We start from the raw sequence: 16,686 nt of genomic DNA, 5'->3' as shown, positions 1-16,686 counted from the left end.
GCGGGCCACCTCCGCATCCCCTCCTGCCCCTTCCGGCGCACCCGCGAAATCCCCATACACAGGGACATAAACCTCTCTTCCGCCGTGCCGGTGACGGAACTTGTGGCCGCGGTTGCGTACGACCCCCGCACCGTCAGCTTGTTGCAAGCGGCCGTTGCGGAGGTGGGGACATGTCCCGGCTTGTCGGGGCGATCGGGGGCAGGCGCGGGAAAGAGGCGTGTTGCGATGGCGGACCGGGCCGCGCATAGTGTCGCTGCGGAAGACGCCGAGGCGTTGCATCGCGCAAGACGCTGGAGCCAGGAGTTTGGAGCCAGGGGTGGGAGATGGCGGGGCACGGGACGGACACGCATCCGCACGGTGCTGACCGGCTGTGCGAGGCCGGGGACCGCGTGTATTCCCGTGCCGTACGGCGTGGCCGCGTGCTGCGCTCGGACGCCGACGCGGTGCCCTGCCTGCTCGAACTGGCGCTGCTGCACCCGGATCCCGACGACATGGGCTGGCTCGTGCCGACCTCCCCGCAGGAGGTCATGACGCGGCTGCTGCGCGGCGTCTACGAGGAGGTCACCGCCAGCCAGTCGCGGGTGGGCGACGCGGTGGCCGCCTTCGAGTGGTACGCGGGGCTCGGCGGACGCGTCCGGGCGCCGGCCGAGGGCGCCGCGATCCGCGTGCTCGACGGACTGCCCCGGATCCGGGCCGCGATGGACGAGGCGACCGAGGCGTGCCGTACCGAGGTGCTGACGGTGCAGCCGGGCGGTATCCGCCGTGAGGACGAGCTGTCGGAGGGGCTGCACCGGGCGCTGGGGCTGCGCCGGCGCGGGGTGCGGATGCGCGACCTGTACACCCATGTGGCGCGGCACGGCCAGGGCCTGCACACGTACATGGAGCTGATGGGGGAGGCCGCCGAGGCCCGCACGCTCGACGAGGTCGTGGAGCGGCTGATCGTCTTCGACCGCAAGGTGGCGTTCATCCCCGCCAACGCGGACCGCACGATCGCCCTGGAGCTGCGCCACCCGGCGCTGGTGGACTACCTGGTCACGGTCTTCGAGCGGCTCTGGCGGCTGGGCATCCCGCTCGCCGCGCCGCTGCCCTCGACGGGCATCGAGGGGATCACGCACCGGGAGCGGTCGATCGCGGCGCTGCTCGCGGAGGGCCACCAGGACGCCGTGGTCGCCGAGCGTCTCGGCATCAGCGTGCGCACCTGCCGCGCGCACATCGCCCGGCTCTCCGAGACGCTCGGAGCCGCCAGTCGTACGCAGCTGGGCGTGCGGATCGCCCAGGCGGGCCTGGACGGGCCCCCCAGGGCCTCGGACGCCGCCGAACTGCTGCCGGTCAGCGTCCCGGGCCGGGACGCGCCCACGGCCCGCTGAGAGCGCCTGCGGGCGGACGGCGGTACGGCACCGGGGCGTCGCCGGCGCGGGTGGCCGGCGGGCCGGGTCCGCGCCGTCAGCGTTCGGGGTCGAGGATGCCGGACTGGGCTATCAGGAAGCCGAGTTGGGCGCGGCTGCCGCTGCCGAGCGCGGCGGCGAGCTTGGCGATGTGGGCGCGGCAGGTGCGGACGTTCATGCCCAGGCGCCGGGCGATCGCCTCGTCGACGTGGCCCTCCACGAGCAGTTTGGCGATGGAGCGCTGGACGCCGGTGATGCCGTCCGTGGGGGGCGCGTAGGGGGCCTCCTCGAGGAGCGGGACCGCCCGGGCCCAGAGCTGCTCGAAGACCTTCGCCAGGTACTCCACGAGGCCGGGGTGGCGCAGTTCGAGGGCCATCTGGCCGTCGCCGCGCGCCGGGATGAAGGCGACCGTGCGGTCGAAGATCATCAACCGCTCGATGAGCTCTTCGAGGGTCCGGATCTCGACGTTGCCCTTGGTCATGTGCTCCGCGTAGGCCAGCGTGCCCTGGCTGTGCCTTGCGGTGTGCTGGTAGAGCGTGCGCATGGTGATGCCGCGGGCGATGACCGCCCGCCCGCGCTCCAGGGCCTCGATGAGAGAGTGTTCGCTGCGTCCGCCGCCCGGCTGGACGGTGAGGATCTCGGAGTGGCACTCCGTCATCGCCAGCTCGATCGCCGAGTTGATCCGGTTGATGCCTTCCAGCACGGTGATGGCGTGCGTGGTCGGCGGATCCTGGGCGGTGATGGCCATGAATGGCTCGAAGGAGTCGGTCAACTCCACAGCCAGGCTTCTACGCTCCTGGATCTCCCGCTCTATCGGGTGCAGGCGCTGCGCGAGGGCGGCCGCCGGCGGCACCGGACGGAGCCACAGGGGGTCGTCCGGGTCGGGGTGCAGCAGCGCGAACTCCATCAGGCAGGGAGCGGGTTCCACCTCCTTGCGGGCGATGCGCCCGGAGCGCAGCGCGGAGGCGTAAAGACGCTTGCCTTCGTCGCACAGTTCAGTCTCGGCATGAGGATGTGTCCGATGTGAGTTCTTTGTAGGCAAAGCTCCACCCCCCAGGGTCCTGAACGTGCAGGAACATGATGCATCGACCCTGTGGTGTTTGCCTGACTGAATGAGCCATCGTCTTGGAGGACGGCGGGGGAGAGTATCCAAGGAAGTGAGGACGAAGCCGACTATGTGCAAGAGAATGGTTCGCTCGGTGCTCGCTGTCGCCTTCTCCGCTGGGATGGTCTTCAGTGCCGCGAGCGCCCTGGACCTTTCCTGGAGCAGTGAGCCTGCCGATGCACAGGTGTCCAGCACGACCGAAGCCGTGCCCGGCGACCTCTCCTGGAGCATCGCCCCGCCGGATCTCTCCTGGAGCAGCGTGCAGGGGGACCTCTCGTGGAGCATCGGTTCGCCCAAGGGTGTGGCCGCATGACCATCCCGCCCGACGACCGCTCCTTCCGCCGGGAGATGGCGACCGCCTACCGGTCCGGCTGGCACTTCATCGACCTGGTCACCGCCATCCCCCACAGTGGTGACTCGTTGATGGTGACGGTCTTCGGAGAGCCGGTCGTCGTCACCCGGGACGACGACGAGGACGTCCGGGCGTACCGGTGTCTGCGGCGGCCTCGGGGGGCGCCACAGCCGGTACGGTGCGCGATCCGGTACGGCATGATCTTCGTGAACCTGGACCAGCGTGACCATCAGCTGGTCGAGCCGGAAGCCCCGGACGTACGGACCATCTCAGCCACCCCCCGCAGTGCCTGACGCGATTCCCCCGTCGTTGTAGATCGCGCAGGTGCTTCCCCCCGCAGCGGCGTCACCGTGACCTGAACACGGTGACGCCGCTGTCGTTTCGGGCGAAAGATCCCGGTACGCCCCGGTCTCGGAGCGGCCGGGCGACTCTGGCGACTCCGCGTGCCCGGCCCGCGGTCAGCCGCGACCCATCGCCGAGGTCAGTCCGATCTCGATGACCACCCGGGCCGGATTCGGCGAGGGCACCCGGCCGTACCGCTCCGCGTAGCGCCGCTCCGCCTCGGCGACCCGCTCCGGCTCCCGGCGCACGACCGCGATCCCTTCGAGCGTCGCCCACCGCCGCCGGCCCACCTGGCACACCGCGACCCGGGCCCCGCCGGGCCCCGCCGCCAGGATGTTGGCCACCTTCGTGCTGGACCCGTTGGTGATCACCCGGGCCAGCCCCTCCTCCGGCGCGTACGTCACGCCGACGGGCACCACGTGCGGGGAACCGTCGGGGCGCGGGGTGGTCAGGGTGCACAGGTGGTGCTCGCGCCAGAAGCTGAGGTACGCGGCGTCGGGATCGCGCGGATCCACGGGGTATGCGGCCATGGCGGGAACTTAACCGTTTCTCGTCCCGCGGCACTCCTTGAGTGGAATAGACTCAACTTTGTGTACGTTGCTGGAGTCAGGCTGAGGACGACTGACGCAAGGAGGAGACAGCGACCGTGGACGCCGAGCTGACCAACAGGAGCCGGGACGCGATCAACGCGGCCAGCAGTCGGGCCGTGTCCGAGGGGCACCCGGACCTCACCCCCGCCCACCTGCTGCTCGCTCTGCTGGCGGGGCAGGACAACGAGAACATCACCGACCTGCTCGCCGCCGTCGAGGCCGACCAGGCGGCCGTGCGCACCGGTGCCGAGCAGGTGCTGGGCGCACTGCCCAGCGTGACCGGCTCCACCGTCGGGCCCCCGCAGCCCAGCCGCGACCTGCTCGCCGTCATCGCCGACGCCACCGAGCGGGCCAAGGAACTCGGTGACGAGTTCCTGTCCACCGAGCACCTGCTCATCGGCATCGCCGCGAAGGGCGGCCGCACCGCGGACGTACTGTCCTCACAGGGGGCCAGTGCGAAGAAGCTGCTGGACGCGTTCCAGAAGACCAGGGGAGGGCGCCGGGTGACGACCGCGGATCCCGAGGGCCAGTACAAGGCACTCGAAAAGTTCGGTACCGACTTCACCGCCGCCGCGCGGGAGGGCAAGCTCGACCCCGTCATCGGACGGGATCAGGAGATCCGCCGGGTCGTCCAGGTGCTGTCCCGGCGCACCAAGAACAACCCCGTCCTCATCGGCGAGCCCGGCGTGGGCAAGACCGCCGTCGTGGAGGGCCTCGCCCAGCGGATCGTCAAGGGCGACGTGCCCGAGTCCCTCAAGAACAAGCGGCTCGTCGCGCTCGACCTCGGCGCCATGGTCGCCGGCGCGAAGTACCGCGGCGAGTTCGAGGAGCGCCTCAAGACCGTCCTGGCCGAGATCAAGGACTCCGACGGCCAGATCATCACCTTCATCGACGAGCTGCACACCGTCGTGGGCGCGGGCGCCGGCGGCGACTCCGCCATGGACGCGGGCAACATGCTGAAGCCCATGCTGGCCCGCGGCGAGCTGCGGATGGTCGGCGCGACGACCCTCGACGAGTACCGCGAGCGGATCGAGAAGGACCCCGCCCTGGAGCGTCGCTTCCAGCAGGTCCTGGTCGCCGAGCCGACCGTCGAGGACACCATCGCGATCCTGCGCGGCCTCAAGGGCCGCTACGAGGCGCACCACAAGGTGCAGATCGCGGACAGCGCCCTGGTGGCCGCCGCGGCCCTGTCCGACCGCTACATCACCTCCCGCTTCCTGCCCGACAAGGCCATCGACCTCGTCGACGAGGCCGCGTCCCGGCTGCGCATGGAGATCGACTCCTCCCCGGTCGAGATCGACGAACTCCAGCGCTCCGTCGACCGGTTGAAGATGGAGGAGCTGGCGATCGGCAAGGAGACCGACGCCGCGAGCCGGGAGCGCCTGGAGAAGCTGCGCCGCGACCTCGCCGACCGCGAGGAGGAACTGCGCGGCCTCACCGCCCGCTGGGAGAAGGAGAAGCAGTCCCTCAACCGCGTAGGTGAGCTGAAGGAGAAGCTCGACGAACTGCGCGGCCAGGCCGAACGGGCCCAGCGCGACGGCGACTTCGACACCGCCTCCAAGCTGCTCTACGGCGAGATCCCGACCCTGGAGCGGGACCTGGAGGCCGCCTCCGAGGAAGAGGAGGAGGCCGCCGGCACCGACACCATGGTCAAGGAGGAGGTCGGCGCGGACGACATCGCCGACGTCGTCGGCGCCTGGACCGGCATCCCCGCGGGCCGCCTCCTGGAGGGCGAGACGCAGAAACTCCTGCGCATGGAGGACGAGCTGGGCCGCCGCCTCATCGGGCAGACCGAGGCCGTCCGCTCGGTGTCCGACGCCGTGCGGCGCACCCGCGCCGGGATCGCCGACCCCGACCGTCCCACCGGCTCCTTCCTCTTCCTCGGCCCGACCGGCGTCGGCAAGACCGAACTCGCCAAGGCGCTGGCCGACTTCCTCTTCGACGACGAGCGGGCCATGGTCCGCATCGACATGAGCGAGTACGGCGAGAAGCACAGCGTCGCCCGCCTCGTCGGCGCCCCGCCCGGCTACGTCGGGTACGAGGAGGGCGGCCAGCTGACGGAGGCCGTGCGCCGGCGCCCGTACAGCGTGGTCCTGCTCGACGAGGTCGAGAAGGCGCACCCCGAGGTCTTCGACGTGCTGCTCCAGGTGCTGGACGACGGCCGGCTGACGGACGGTCAGGGGCGCACCGTCGACTTCCGCAACACCATCCTGGTGCTCACCTCGAACCTGGGCAGCCAGTTCCTGGTCGACCCGCTCAGCACCGAGGAGGAGAAGAAGGAGCAGGTCCTGGAGGTCGTACGGGCCTCCTTCAAGCCGGAGTTCCTGAACCGGCTCGACGACCTGGTCGTCTTCTCGGCGCTGACCAAGGCGGAGCTGGAGCGCATCGCCCGGCTCCAGATCGACCGGCTCGCCCGGCGTCTGGCCGACCGCAGGCTCGCCCTGGAGGTCACCGACGCGGCCCTGGCCTGGCTCGCCGACGAGGGCAACGACCCGGCCTACGGTGCCCGGCCGCTGCGCCGCCTCATCCAGACGGCGATCGGCGACCGGCTCGCCAAGGAGATCCTCGCGGGCGAGGTCAAGGACGGCGACACGGTCCGCGTCGACGCCTTCGGCGACGGCCTCATCGTGGGCCCGGCGACTGACCGCCCGGCCGGCAAGACCTTGTAGTCCCCGGCGGCCGTCGGGGTACCCGGCGGGGGAGCCCCGCAGCGGGGGTTCCCTCCCGGGACCTCGTGCGCAGGCCGTAGCCGCCCGGCCACGGCGAGGCGCGCCCGGCCCGCCCGTCGGCGGAGATCGGCCAGATCGTGTCAGCCCCCGGCGGACAGGCCCGCCAGGGGTTGCCACTCCCCGCCCCGCATGGGGGAGGATGGCGTAATCCGTACGAAGGGAAATACACGGTGAGCATCGACCCGTCCTCGATTCCGAACTTCGGGGGCCAGCCCGAGCCGCAGCCCGGCGGACCGGCGGGCCCCGTCGTCCCGGATCAGGACCTCGTGAAGCAGCTCCTCGACCAGATGGAGCTCAAGCACCTCGTCGACGAAGAGGGAGACCTCGTCGCGCCGTGGGAGCAGTTCCGTACGTACTTCATGTTCCGCGGTGAGGGTGACCAGCAGGTCTTCTCGGTCCGGACGTTCTACGACCGGCCGCACCAGATCGACGAGAAGCCCGCGCTGCTGGAGTCCATCGACGACTGGAACCGTCGCACCCTGTGGCCGAAGGTCTACAGCCACACGCACGACGACGGCACCGTCCGGCTCATCGGCGAGGCGCAGATGCTGATCGGCACCGGCGTCAGCCTGGAGCACTTCGTCTCGTCGACGGTCAGCTGGGTGCGGGCCGCCATCGAGTTCGACAAGTGGCTCGTCGAGCAGCTCGGCCTGGAGCAGGAAGTCAACGAGGCGGACAAGCCCGGGGACGACGAGGAGTAGTCCCGGCCCGCACTCACAGGGGCGTATGGGCGACCACCACCAGATACGCCCCGTAGGCGAAGGAGAGCCCGGCGAGGGCACCGGCCACCAGTGCCGCGTGCCACGGCCGGGCTCTTGCCGTCCGCACCAGCGCGCCCGCCAGCGGCAGCAGCAGCGGGAACGCGGGCAGCAGGAAGCGCGGCTTGCACTCGAAGAAGCCCGAGCCGCCCAGCGCGATCAGCAGCAGTACGCCGCTGTGCACGAGCAGCGGCAGCGGGGTGCGGTCCAGGGCGAGCAGCGCGAACAGCAGCACGGCCGCCGCGACGATCACCATGGTCATCGGGAAGACGAAGCGGTCGCCGTGCAGCAGCAGGTGCTTCACGAAGCCCAGGGAGCCGCGGCCGAAGTCGAAACGGGACCCCCACAGGCGCTGCACCGCGAAATAGCCGCCGAGCGGGTCACGCTCGCGCAGGCCCACCCACAGGACGTAGCCGCCCCAGCCCAGCGGTGCGAGCGCCGCGCCCGTCCACAGCCTGTGGGTAACTTTCCGGCCGCGCGCCCTCCACAACTCGTGCGCCGCCGCCGCGAGGACCGCCGCGGCCACGGCGACCCCGTTGGGCCGGGCCAGCCCCGCCAGCGCCGCGAGCGTCCCCGCCCACAGCCAGCGCCCGGTCAGCACCGCGTACAGCGACCAGGCGGCGAAGGCCGTCAGCACCGGTTCCGTGTACGCCATCGACAGCACCACCGAGTGCGGCAGCAGCCCCCAGAGCAGCACGAGCACGGTGGCGACGGCGCGACCGCGCAGCCGCGCCCCGACGAGGTAGATCCCGTACGCGGCGGCCGCGGCGGCGGCCCAGGCGACCAGCAGGGCCGCGGCGCCCCCGCTCAGCGGGGTCAGGGCGGTCACGCAGCGGATCAGCGCCGGGTACAGCGGGAAGAACGCCAGGTCGCTGCGGACGACCTCCGGTCCGGCCTGCAGGGTGCGGCCGTACCCGTGCGCCGCGATGCCCAGGTACCAGGCCGAGTCCCACGAACGGCCGAGCAGGGCCAGCGGATGTCTTCCCTGCGCCCAGGCGGCCACGGCGACCACGAGGAGGCCCGTGAGGCGGGCGGCGGCGAACAGTCCGAGCGCGGTGGCCGCCGTGGTGGGCGGCCGACGGCGAGCGGGAACCGGACGGCCACGGTCCCCGGCGCCGGACTGCCTGGCGGGGGCGGGAATGGTACTCGCGTGGGTCACACCCGCACTGTGCGTCCCTTACGGGGCATTTGCGAGCATTACAGCGCCGTGCGGGTACGGATCGCGCCGGTCCGGCGCGCCACCCGCGACACGGGCCGCCACGGTGCTAGAAACGCGCCTTCCGCCACCGTCAGGCGCTGCGGAACGCGGCCTGCACCGCTTGACGGCGTCCTGGAGCACCTCGGCGCGCTTGCAGAACGCGAAGCGGACGAAGGGGGCGCCCTCCTCGGTTGTCCTGCACGATCCGAGGGCGCTGTCACCGGGCCGGCGGCGCGGGCCGGTTGCGAGAAGGTGCTGTGCCCGACCCTCGAGTCCCGTCAGCTTTCGTAGTGGTAGCGGCACTGTGCGATCAGGACGCCGTCCCCGGTGGCCTTGTAGATCAGTCGGTGCTCGTCGTTGATGCGGCGCGACCAGTAGCCCTGAAATCCGTGCTTGAGGGGTTCCGGTTTGCCGATGCCTTCATTGCCGTTCCGGGTGATGTCCGTGATGAGCGTGTTGATGCGCTTGAGGGTCTTCCGGTCCTGAAGCTGCCACCACAGATAGTCCTCCCAGGCACGGGAGGAGAAGGTGATCTTCAACTCGCGGCCTTACTCGTCGGTCGCCAGCCCGCGCACGACGCCACCGCCGTTTTCCAGCTCGTCGATGGACGCGAGCAGGCGCCGGGCGTTGGCCGGACTGCGCAGCAGGTACGCCGTCTCCTTCAGGGACTCGTAGTCCTCAAGGGAGACGATGACGACCGGCTCATGTCCGGCCCGGGTGATGACGACCTCTTCGCGGTCGTCTGTGACGGAGTTGAGCACCTCGGCGTACCGTGCGCGCGACTCGGAATACGTCATGGTCTTCACAGTCGGCCCTCCCTTCAACGTACAGAAAATTGTACGTCCGTCCCTGTCGGTGCGGCAAGCGCCGAAAGGACGGCCTCCGGCGCGAAGGGCGGGCGAGGCGTGGCAGGCGCGGGGGACGCGTCGACCGGCCGCGCAAGGCGCCGATCAGCCCGCGAACGCCTTGCGGAGCCGTTCCGCGGCGTCTGTCAGCACCTCGGTGCGCTTGCAGAACGCGAAGCGGACGAAGGGGGCGCCCTCCTCGCGGTGGTCGTAGAAGACCGCGTTCGGGATGGCGACGACGCCGGCGCGTTCCGGCAGGGCGCGGCAGAAGGCGAAGCCGTCCGACTCGCCGAGCGGGCGGATGTCGGTGGTGACGAAGTACGTGCCCGCGGGCCTGAAGACCCCGAAGCCCGCCTCCTCCAGCCCCGCGGCCAGCAGGTCCCGCTTGGCCAGCATGTCCGCGCGGAAGGCGTCGAAGTACGCGTCCGGCAGGGCGAGCGCCTCGGCGACGGCGTACTGGAACGGCCCCGAGGCCACGTACGTCAGGTACTGCTTGGCCGAGCGCACCGCCGTGACCAGGCCGGGCGCCGCCGTGATCCAGCCGACCTTCCAGCCGGTGAACGAGAACGTCTTGCCCGCGCTGCTGATGCTGACCGTCCGCTCGCGCATCCCCGGGAACGACGCCAGCGGCAGATGCTCGGCCCCGTCGAAGACGAGGTGCTCGTACACCTCGTCCGTGACCACGAGCAGGTCCCGCTCCACGGCCAGCCGCGCGATCTCCGTGAGCTCCTCGCGGCTGAGCACCGTGCCGGTCGGATTGTGCGGTGTGTTGATCAGCAGCAGCCGGGTGCTGTCGGTGACCGCGTCCCGCAGTTCGTCGAGGTCGAGCCGGAACGCCCCCTCGTGCGGGCGCAGCGTCACCGGCACCCGGGTGCCGCCCGCCATCGCGATGCAGGCGGCGTACGAGTCGTAGTACGGCTCGAACGCGACCACCTCGTCGCCCGGCTCCAGCAGCGCCAGCAGGGTCGCGGCGATCGCCTCGGTCGCGCCGGCGGTGACCAGCACCTCGGTGTCCGGGTCGTACGACAGTCCGTAGCGGCGCCGCTGGTGCTCGGTGACCGCCGTCCGCAGCTCGGGCACGCCGGGACCCGGCGGGTACTGGTTCCCGCGCCCCTCGCGCAGCGCCCGCACGGCCGCCTCCCGGATCTCGCGCGGGCCGTCGGTGTCGGGGAAACCCTGGCCGAGGTTGATCGCGCCGGTGCTCAGGGCGAGGGCCGACATCTCCGCGAAGATCGTCGTACCGAACTCGGCGAGCCGGCGGTTCAGAAGAGGGCGTGCGCTGGAGGTCATGCCGGCCATCCTGCGCCGAAGCTCTGGAGTTCCTCAACTCTGCTTTGGCGGGCGTGGCGTGAGGGCATCCCCCTGCCACGCAGGAAGCAGCACCGGGAAGTACCACCGGAGAACGCCCCGGGAGAACACGGGGGCGCACGGTACGCATCAACGGACAAGGGGCCCACGGGGGGTCGCTTCGGGGGAAGTGGAAGGAGGGTGGCGCCATGTTCGCAGGCATCATCCTGGCTGTCGGTCTGGTCGCGCTGGTCGCGGTGTTCAAGGCCGCCGGACGGGGCCGGGGCAAGGCAGCGCGCCTGTCGAAGGGCCGCACCTCGCGCTCGCGCCGCACGAGTGGGAACGGGAGCTGGTGGGCGGGCGGTGGCGGCGCGGCCCAGTCGTGCGGATCGTCCGGCGGTGGCCACCACGGCCACTCCTGCGGCGGAGGCTCGTCGTGCAGCAGCGGCTCGTCCTGCGGAGGCGGGTCGTCGTGCGGCGGCGGAGGCGGATGCGGAGGAGGCAGCTGACACGGGGCAGCTGAGCTCCCTTCGGGGGAAGCGCGTCCGCGCACCGGAGTGCCCGTCGGGGGAGTGCCCCCGACGGGCACTCCGGCGTTCCGGCGGGCCCGTTCCCGTGACTTCGGCGGCGACGGCGGGTCCCGGTTCCGCGGCCGTGCGGAACGGCGGCGTCCGGGGGGCGCGCCCGCGCGCCGGGCGCACGCCGTGGTTGAACAGTTGAGCTGTGGAGCCCTCGGGGGGATGGAAACCCTACGAAGTTGGGTAAAAACGCAGTGGTGCCGCCACAGTTCATGATTCCCTCTAAATCACCAACGCGGCCCTCGGATTTGTCCCTCCTGACCGGACTGACCTGGCCGATCCCCCGGTACCGACGGGGTGCGCCGGGCCCCCCACCTCCCTTTGCGTAATAGCGGAGCCGACCCATGCTCACGACCCTGAACACCTCGTACACCGACACGCGTGCGGCCGACCTCGCCTGGACCCTGGGCCGCGAGCCGCTGCCGGCGCTCGCCACGCTCGACCTCGAACTGGCTGGCGCGAAGCTCCAGTTGCGGCTGCTCGGAGCCTCCCACCAGGTGATTCTGGAGGAGGACAGGGGCAGTTGTTCGGAGACCGTCGCGTGCATCGCCGGCAGCAGCACCCCGCTGCCGCTCGGCGTCGCCAAGCGCATCGGCGACTGGGAGTACGAGTTCGCGGCCCGCGTCGAGACGCTGTCGCACGGCTCCTTCGCCGGGCGCGCCCAGGAGTTGCTGGCCCTCGTGGCCGACCACCCCCACGGCCTCGCGGGCGTCTTCCCCGGCAGCCCGCACGCCTTCACCGCCATGCTCGCCCAGCGCCACGAGGGCCAGGTGCACTGGCGCACCTGGCACGCCTACCCGCAGGACGGTCAACTCGTCGCCACCCGGACGAGAGTGGGTGTACGAGTCCCGTCCCTCAGTCCGTCCGCCGTCTGACCGGCCGGACCCCCATTTCCCTCCGGCCCCGCGGGGCACGGCCGTCGCGGGCCCCGGCCCCGGCGGGCGGTCTCGCACAGACGGCCACGTTCCACACGTGTGGGTGACGAGGCGTGCCGCCGCCGTGACGTAGCGTTCGCAGCGTGATCGATCCGCACGCGCCCTCCCCCACACGCGGCTTCACGCGATCACGGGGAGCCCCGACGCCCGGCGCGCCGCCGCCGGGGGGCGAGCGGGGCCCGGCGCGGCTGCCCGTGCGGCCCGGCACCGGACGGTTCTTCGTCCTCGCCTGCGTCTTCGTCTGCGCCGCCTGCGGACTCGTGTACGAACTCGAACTCGTCGCCCTCGCCTCGTACCTGATCGGCGACTCCGTCACCCAGGCCTCCGTCGTGCTCTCCGTGATGGTCTTCGCGATGGGCATCGGCTCCCTCGCCGCCAAACGGCTCCGCTGCCGCGCCGCGGCAGGCTTCGGCGCCGTCGAGGCCGCCCTCGCCCTGGTCGGCGGATGCAGCGCGATGGCCCTGTACGCGATGTTCGCCTGGACCGGGGACTGGGGCGGCGCCTGGGCGAGCGGATCGCGCTGCCTCCTGGTGGCGTTCTCCCTGGCCATCGGCCTCCTCATCGGCGCCGAGGTCCCCCTCCTCATGGAGCTGATCCAGCGCATCCGGCGCCAGGACGCGGGCGGGGCCGTCGCGGACCTGTTCGCCGCGGACTACGTCGGCGCGCTCGTCGGCGGCCTGGCCTTCCCCTTCCTGCTGCTGCCGCTGCTCGGCCAGCTCACCGGCGCCCTGCTCACCGGCGCGGTCAACGTGGTCGCCGGCGGGACGCTCGTCCTCGGCCTGTTCCGGCAGGACCTCACCCGGCGCGCGCGATGGCTGCTGGTCACCGCCAACGTCGTCGTCCTCGGCCTGCTCGCCACGGCCGCCCTCCTCGTCGACGACTTCGAACGGGCCGCGCGCCAGGCCGTGTACGGCAGCGACGTGCGCGTCGCCCTGCAGACCGGCGTCCAGGAGGTCGTCCTCACCGGCGGCACCCACGGCCGGCCCCTCGACCTGTTCCTCGACGGACGCCTGCGGGTCAGCGGACGCGACGAGCACCTCTACCACGAGGCGCTCGTCCACCCCGCGCTGAACGGACCGCGGGCGCGCGTCCTCGTCCTCGGCGGCGGCGACGGGCTCGCCACCCGCGAGGTGCTGCGCCACTCCGGGGTGCGCCGCGTCGACGTGGTCGAACTCGACGCCGGAGTCGTGCGCCTGGCCCGCCACGACCCCGCCCTGTCCGCGCTCAACGGGCACGCCTTCGACGACCCGCGCGTCCACGTCACCGTCGGCGACGCCTTCGACTGGCTGCGCCGCGCCCGGGGCACGTACGACGTGGTGATCTCGGACCTCCCGGACCCGGGCATCACCCCGAGCACCAAGCTCTACTCGCAGGAGTTCTACGGCCTCGCCCGGCACGCCCTGGCCCCCGGCGGCCGGCTCGCCGTGCACGCGGGACCCGTCCTCTCCCGGCCCCGGATCTTCTGGACCGTCGACGCCACGGTGCGGTCCGCCGGGCTGCGCACCGCGCCGTACTGCGCCGGCGGGCGCGACTTTGGGTTCGCGGCCGGCCCCGACCGTACGACCGGCACCTCCCGCGCCCCGCGCGACTGGGGCTTCGTCCTCGCCGCCCGCAGCCGCCCGCCGCTGCGCGTTGACCCGCGCGAGGCCCCGCCGCACGACCTCACCGGCGCGGCGCTCGCCGCCGACGCGCGCGCCGCGGCCGCCACCCGCGTCACCGGCCTGCCGCCCTCCACGCTGATCCACCCGCGGTACGCCGACTGAGTCCCCGGGCGCACGGATACCGGGAGAATCCCGTGACGCAGGGGTGCGCTTCGAGCCATGCTGGGTAGGCTCGGCTGACATGGACCATGAGGTGTTCGTTCCCGTTCCGGCCGAGCGGCTGAGGGAGGCGCTCGCCGACCCCGCGCGGGTCGCCCGGGCGGTCCCGGGGCTCCATCAGGACGCGGGGACCGCGCCCGTCTCCGGGCGGCTGAAGGTACGCGTCGGGAGCCACAGCATCACGTACCGCGGAGCGCTGCGGGTCGCCGCCCGGGACGACGGTTCCTACGCCGTCGAGGGCGACGCGACCGAGTCCCGCGGCAGCGGCTCCGTCAAGCTCGCCCTCACCCTGCGGCTCACCGCCGCGGACGGCGGGACCACGGTCGCCTTCGGCGGCGGCGCCACGGCGGACGGGCGGGTCGAGGAACTCCCCGCCGACGCGGTGGCCTCGGTGGCCGCGCGGCTGCTGGACCGGTTCGCGGAGAACCTGGGAGCGGGAACCGCGCGGGCCACGGAGCCCGCCGAGGGCGCCGGTGAACCGGCGTCCGCGGGCGACGGCTCCTCCGCGACGGCGGACGGCGGGTCCGCCGGCACCGGGACCGGGACCGGGCCCGGAGCGGCACCCCGCGAGGACGCCTCGCCCGCCGCGCCGACGCCTGCCGCGCCCGCCGAGGACGACGGGACCGACGGGGCCGACGAAACCGGCGACTCGGCGGGGCCCGTCCCGCCGTCCGTCTTCGAGACCGACGTGCCGCCGCCCGCCCTCGACCCCCTCGCCGAGGAGGAACTCGACGCGGAGCAGGCGGAGCGGGAGTTCGTGGCCGAGGGCCTCGACGGACCGGACGCACCGCCCGCCGAGGCGGCGCACGCCCGCCGGACGATGATCGGGCGGAGCGCGGAGGAGGTCGACCACGCGCCGCCGCGCGGACGGTACGCGCCGGTGCCCGCGCCCGAGTCCGGGGCGGCCGGTGCCACCCTGCGCTGGGCGGCGCCCGCCGCGGCCTTCGCGCTGGCCTCGGCCATCGTCGTCAGCCGGGCCCTGCGCAGACGCCGCTGATCAGCCATCGTCGTCAGCCGGGCCCTATGCAGACACCGCTGAGGTGTCCCGGCGAGGCGGGCCCCCTCGGCGGCGTACGTGCTTCGCCTCCGGTGCCGGACGGGCTGATCGGCACGCCGCCGGGCCAGTAGGGTCATCACGTGAGTAACGAAGACATCACGCTGACCGCGGGCGACGCGGAGGTGACCGTACAGCCGGGAAACGGCGGACGGGTGGGCGGACTGCGGATCGGCGGCGTCGAACTGCTGCGGCAGGGACCCAAGTTCGGCTGCTTCCCGATGGTGCCCTGGTGCGGGCGCATCCGAGACGGACGCTTCCGCGACGGCGGCGTCCTGCGGCAGATGCCCCTCAACTCCCCGCCGCACGCCATCCACGGCACCGTCCGGGACGGCGCCTGGCGCACCGCGCGGGCCGGCGACGGCGAGGCCGTCATCACGTACGACCTCGTCGACCCCTGGCCGCACCCCGGCCGCGTCACCCAGATCGTGACCCTGACCGAGGACAGCCTCACGCTCGCCATGGCCGTGGAGGCGCACGAGTCCTCCTTCCCGGCGCAGATCGGCTGGCACCCCTGGTTCAACCGGAACCTCGGCACGGGTGAGGACGCACGGCTGGACTTCGCGCCCGCCTGGCAGGAGGAGCGCGGCGACGACCACCTGCCCACCGGGCGGCGCACCGAGCCGGGGCCCGGCCCCTGGGACGACTGCTTCGGGATGCCCGACGGCGTCGACGTCACGGTCACCTGGCCCGGGCACCTGGAGCTGAAGGTCACCAGCCCCGAGCAGTGGGTCGTCGTGTACGACGAGCAGGAGGCCGCCGTCTGCGTGGAGCCGCAGACCGGACCGCCCGACGGGCTCAACTCCCAGCCCAGGCTGGTCACCCCGATCGAACCCCTGGAAGCCGCCACCACCTGGACCTGGCGACGCCTCTGAGGCGGGCGCGGGCGGGGCCCGGCGGCGCCTCTAAGCTGGCTGGCATGAGTGACGTACGCGGCGCGCTGCTGCAGCAGATCAAGGACAAGGCCGTGGTGCACGGCAAGGTGACCCTCTCCTCGGGCCTGGAGGCCGACTACTACGTCGACCTGCGCCGCATCACCCTCGACGGGGAGGCCGCCCCGCTGGTCGGCCAGGTGCTCCTGGACCTCACCGCGGAGCTCGACTTCGACGCGGTGGGCGGCCTCACCATGGGCGCCGACCCCGTCGCCGCGTCCATGCTGCACGCCGCCGCCGCGCGCGGGCGTCGGCTCGACGCCTTCGTGGTGCGCAAGGCCGCCAAGGCGCACGGGCTGCAGCGCCGCGTCGAGGGCCCGGAGATCAAGGGCCGCCGGGTCCTCGTCGTCGAGGACACCTCCACCACCGGCGGCTCCCCGCTCACCGCCGTCGAGGCGGTCCGCGAGGCGGGCGCCGAGGTCGTCGGCGTCGCCACCATCGTCGACCGGGCGACGGGCGCCGCCGAGAAGATCCGGGAGGGTGCCGGGGTGCCGTACCTGTTCGCCTTCTCCAAGGACGAGCTGGGCCTCGACTGAGCCTCGTCCACCAGGTCGTGTCCGCAAAGTCCCGTCGTCCGCCCGGAGGGCGGGTTCCGGGACGTCTGGTGCGTGCTCTCGGGGTGCCGGGCGGAGTCCCTCGTACTGGGCGTACTCGGGGCTTCGCCCGGTGCGGCGAGAGTGCGTGCCAGGCGTCGCGGAACAGGCGGGACTTTGCGGACACGGCCCAGGGCCCGGCCCGGTTGTCCACAGGCCGGACGCCCTGGATGGACCATCGGG

Annotated in this window: 17 protein-coding genes; 11 read left to right on the top strand and 6 right to left on the bottom strand. The window is 72.5% G+C overall.

Going from position 1 to position 16,686, the window contains the following annotated elements:
• Nucleotides 1–323: 323 nt before the first annotated feature.
• Nucleotides 324–1,367, top strand: a complete 1,044-nt coding sequence (locus tag ACFYQQ_RS17090; RefSeq protein WP_356163775.1) for a LuxR C-terminal-related transcriptional regulator — start codon at nucleotides 324–326, stop codon at nucleotides 1,365–1,367.
• 76 nt (nucleotides 1,368–1,443) lie between these two features.
• Here ACFYQQ_RS17090 and ACFYQQ_RS17085 read toward each other — a convergent pair whose 3' ends face one another.
• Nucleotides 1,444–2,313, bottom strand: coding sequence for a helix-turn-helix transcriptional regulator (locus ACFYQQ_RS17085; protein WP_388904814.1), 870 nt, complete (start codon nucleotides 2,311–2,313; stop codon nucleotides 1,444–1,446).
• 361 nt (nucleotides 2,314–2,674) lie between these two features.
• Here ACFYQQ_RS17085 and ACFYQQ_RS17080 point away from each other — a divergent pair, with 361 nt between their 5' ends.
• Both ACFYQQ_RS17080 and ACFYQQ_RS17075 read left to right on the top strand, forming a co-directional pair.
• Nucleotides 2,675–2,803, top strand: coding sequence for a hypothetical protein (locus tag ACFYQQ_RS17080; RefSeq protein WP_355794964.1), 129 nt, complete (start codon nucleotides 2,675–2,677; stop codon nucleotides 2,801–2,803).
• On the top strand, nucleotides 2,800–3,135 hold the full coding sequence (locus ACFYQQ_RS17075) for a hypothetical protein (RefSeq protein WP_121405144.1): 336 nt from the start codon (nucleotides 2,800–2,802) through the stop codon (nucleotides 3,133–3,135). The genes ACFYQQ_RS17080 and ACFYQQ_RS17075 overlap by 4 nt, the downstream gene beginning before the upstream one ends.
• A 165-nt stretch (nucleotides 3,136–3,300) precedes the next feature.
• Here ACFYQQ_RS17075 and ACFYQQ_RS17070 read toward each other — a convergent pair whose 3' ends face one another.
• Nucleotides 3,301–3,714, bottom strand: a complete 414-nt coding sequence (locus tag ACFYQQ_RS17070; protein ID WP_355789319.1) for a pyridoxamine 5'-phosphate oxidase family protein — start codon at nucleotides 3,712–3,714, stop codon at nucleotides 3,301–3,303.
• Between the two features lie 116 nt (nucleotides 3,715–3,830).
• Between ACFYQQ_RS17070 and clpB the strand changes: the two genes are divergently transcribed.
• Both clpB and ACFYQQ_RS17060 read left to right on the top strand, forming a co-directional pair.
• A complete protein-coding gene (gene clpB, locus ACFYQQ_RS17065) occupies nucleotides 3,831–6,443 on the top strand; it encodes an ATP-dependent chaperone ClpB (RefSeq protein WP_355789322.1) in 2,613 nt (870 codons plus the stop codon).
• Between the two features lie 230 nt (nucleotides 6,444–6,673).
• Nucleotides 6,674–7,204 carry a YbjN domain-containing protein gene (locus ACFYQQ_RS17060; protein WP_355789325.1) on the top strand — a complete coding sequence of 177 codons (531 nt, stop codon included), beginning with the start codon at nucleotides 6,674–6,676 and terminating at the stop codon, nucleotides 7,202–7,204.
• 13 nt (nucleotides 7,205–7,217) lie between these two features.
• On the opposite strand, the gene ACFYQQ_RS17055 is transcribed toward ACFYQQ_RS17060, so the two are convergent.
• From ACFYQQ_RS17055 to ACFYQQ_RS17040, 4 genes are all read right to left on the bottom strand, one after another.
• Complete coding sequence (locus tag ACFYQQ_RS17055) at nucleotides 7,218–8,420, bottom strand: hypothetical protein (protein WP_388904813.1); 1,203 nt, start codon at nucleotides 8,418–8,420, stop codon at nucleotides 7,218–7,220.
• 317 nt (nucleotides 8,421–8,737) lie between these two features.
• Nucleotides 8,738–8,998: a Txe/YoeB family addiction module toxin gene (locus ACFYQQ_RS17050; protein WP_356163778.1), complete on the bottom strand. Its 261-nt coding sequence runs from the start codon at nucleotides 8,996–8,998 to the stop codon at nucleotides 8,738–8,740.
• Between the two features lie 9 nt (nucleotides 8,999–9,007).
• Nucleotides 9,008–9,265 carry a type II toxin-antitoxin system prevent-host-death family antitoxin gene (locus ACFYQQ_RS17045; RefSeq protein ID WP_355794378.1) on the bottom strand — a complete coding sequence of 86 codons (258 nt, stop codon included), beginning with the start codon at nucleotides 9,263–9,265 and terminating at the stop codon, nucleotides 9,008–9,010.
• Between the two features lie 144 nt (nucleotides 9,266–9,409).
• Nucleotides 9,410–10,603: a pyridoxal phosphate-dependent aminotransferase gene (locus ACFYQQ_RS17040; protein ID WP_355794377.1), complete on the bottom strand. Its 1,194-nt coding sequence runs from the start codon at nucleotides 10,601–10,603 to the stop codon at nucleotides 9,410–9,412.
• A gap of 197 nt (nucleotides 10,604–10,800) precedes the next feature.
• On the opposite strand from ACFYQQ_RS17040, the gene ACFYQQ_RS17035 reads away from it, so the two are divergent.
• The 6 genes from ACFYQQ_RS17035 (at nucleotide 10,801) to pyrE (ending at nucleotide 16,446) form a co-directional block, all read left to right on the top strand.
• Nucleotides 10,801–11,100: a hypothetical protein gene (locus ACFYQQ_RS17035; protein WP_356163780.1), complete on the top strand. Its 300-nt coding sequence runs from the start codon at nucleotides 10,801–10,803 to the stop codon at nucleotides 11,098–11,100.
• Between the two features lie 413 nt (nucleotides 11,101–11,513).
• Entirely contained in the window at nucleotides 11,514–12,044 is a 531-nt protein-coding gene (locus tag ACFYQQ_RS17030) for a DUF2617 family protein (RefSeq protein ID WP_356163781.1), read from the top strand.
• Nucleotides 12,045–12,187: 143 nt separating this feature from the next.
• A complete protein-coding gene (locus ACFYQQ_RS17025; protein ID WP_388904812.1) occupies nucleotides 12,188–13,867 on the top strand; it encodes a polyamine aminopropyltransferase in 1,680 nt (559 codons plus the stop codon).
• Nucleotides 13,868–13,946: 79 nt separating this feature from the next.
• Complete coding sequence (locus ACFYQQ_RS17020; protein ID WP_356238035.1) at nucleotides 13,947–14,921, top strand: SRPBCC domain-containing protein; 975 nt, start codon at nucleotides 13,947–13,949, stop codon at nucleotides 14,919–14,921.
• A 140-nt stretch (nucleotides 14,922–15,061) separates the two neighbouring features.
• On the top strand, nucleotides 15,062–15,853 hold the full coding sequence (locus ACFYQQ_RS17015) for an aldose 1-epimerase (RefSeq protein WP_356163783.1): 792 nt from the start codon (nucleotides 15,062–15,064) through the stop codon (nucleotides 15,851–15,853).
• A 44-nt stretch (nucleotides 15,854–15,897) separates the two neighbouring features.
• Entirely contained in the window at nucleotides 15,898–16,446 is a 549-nt protein-coding gene (gene pyrE / locus ACFYQQ_RS17010; protein WP_355790993.1) for an orotate phosphoribosyltransferase, read from the top strand.
• The last annotated feature ends 240 nt before the right edge of the window (nucleotides 16,447–16,686 follow it).

This window comes from Streptomyces sp. NPDC005496 (genome assembly GCF_042872045.1).
GTDB lineage: Bacteria > Actinomycetota > Actinomycetes > Streptomycetales > Streptomycetaceae > Streptomyces.
This window is presented reverse-complemented; position numbering and strand designations above follow the sequence as displayed.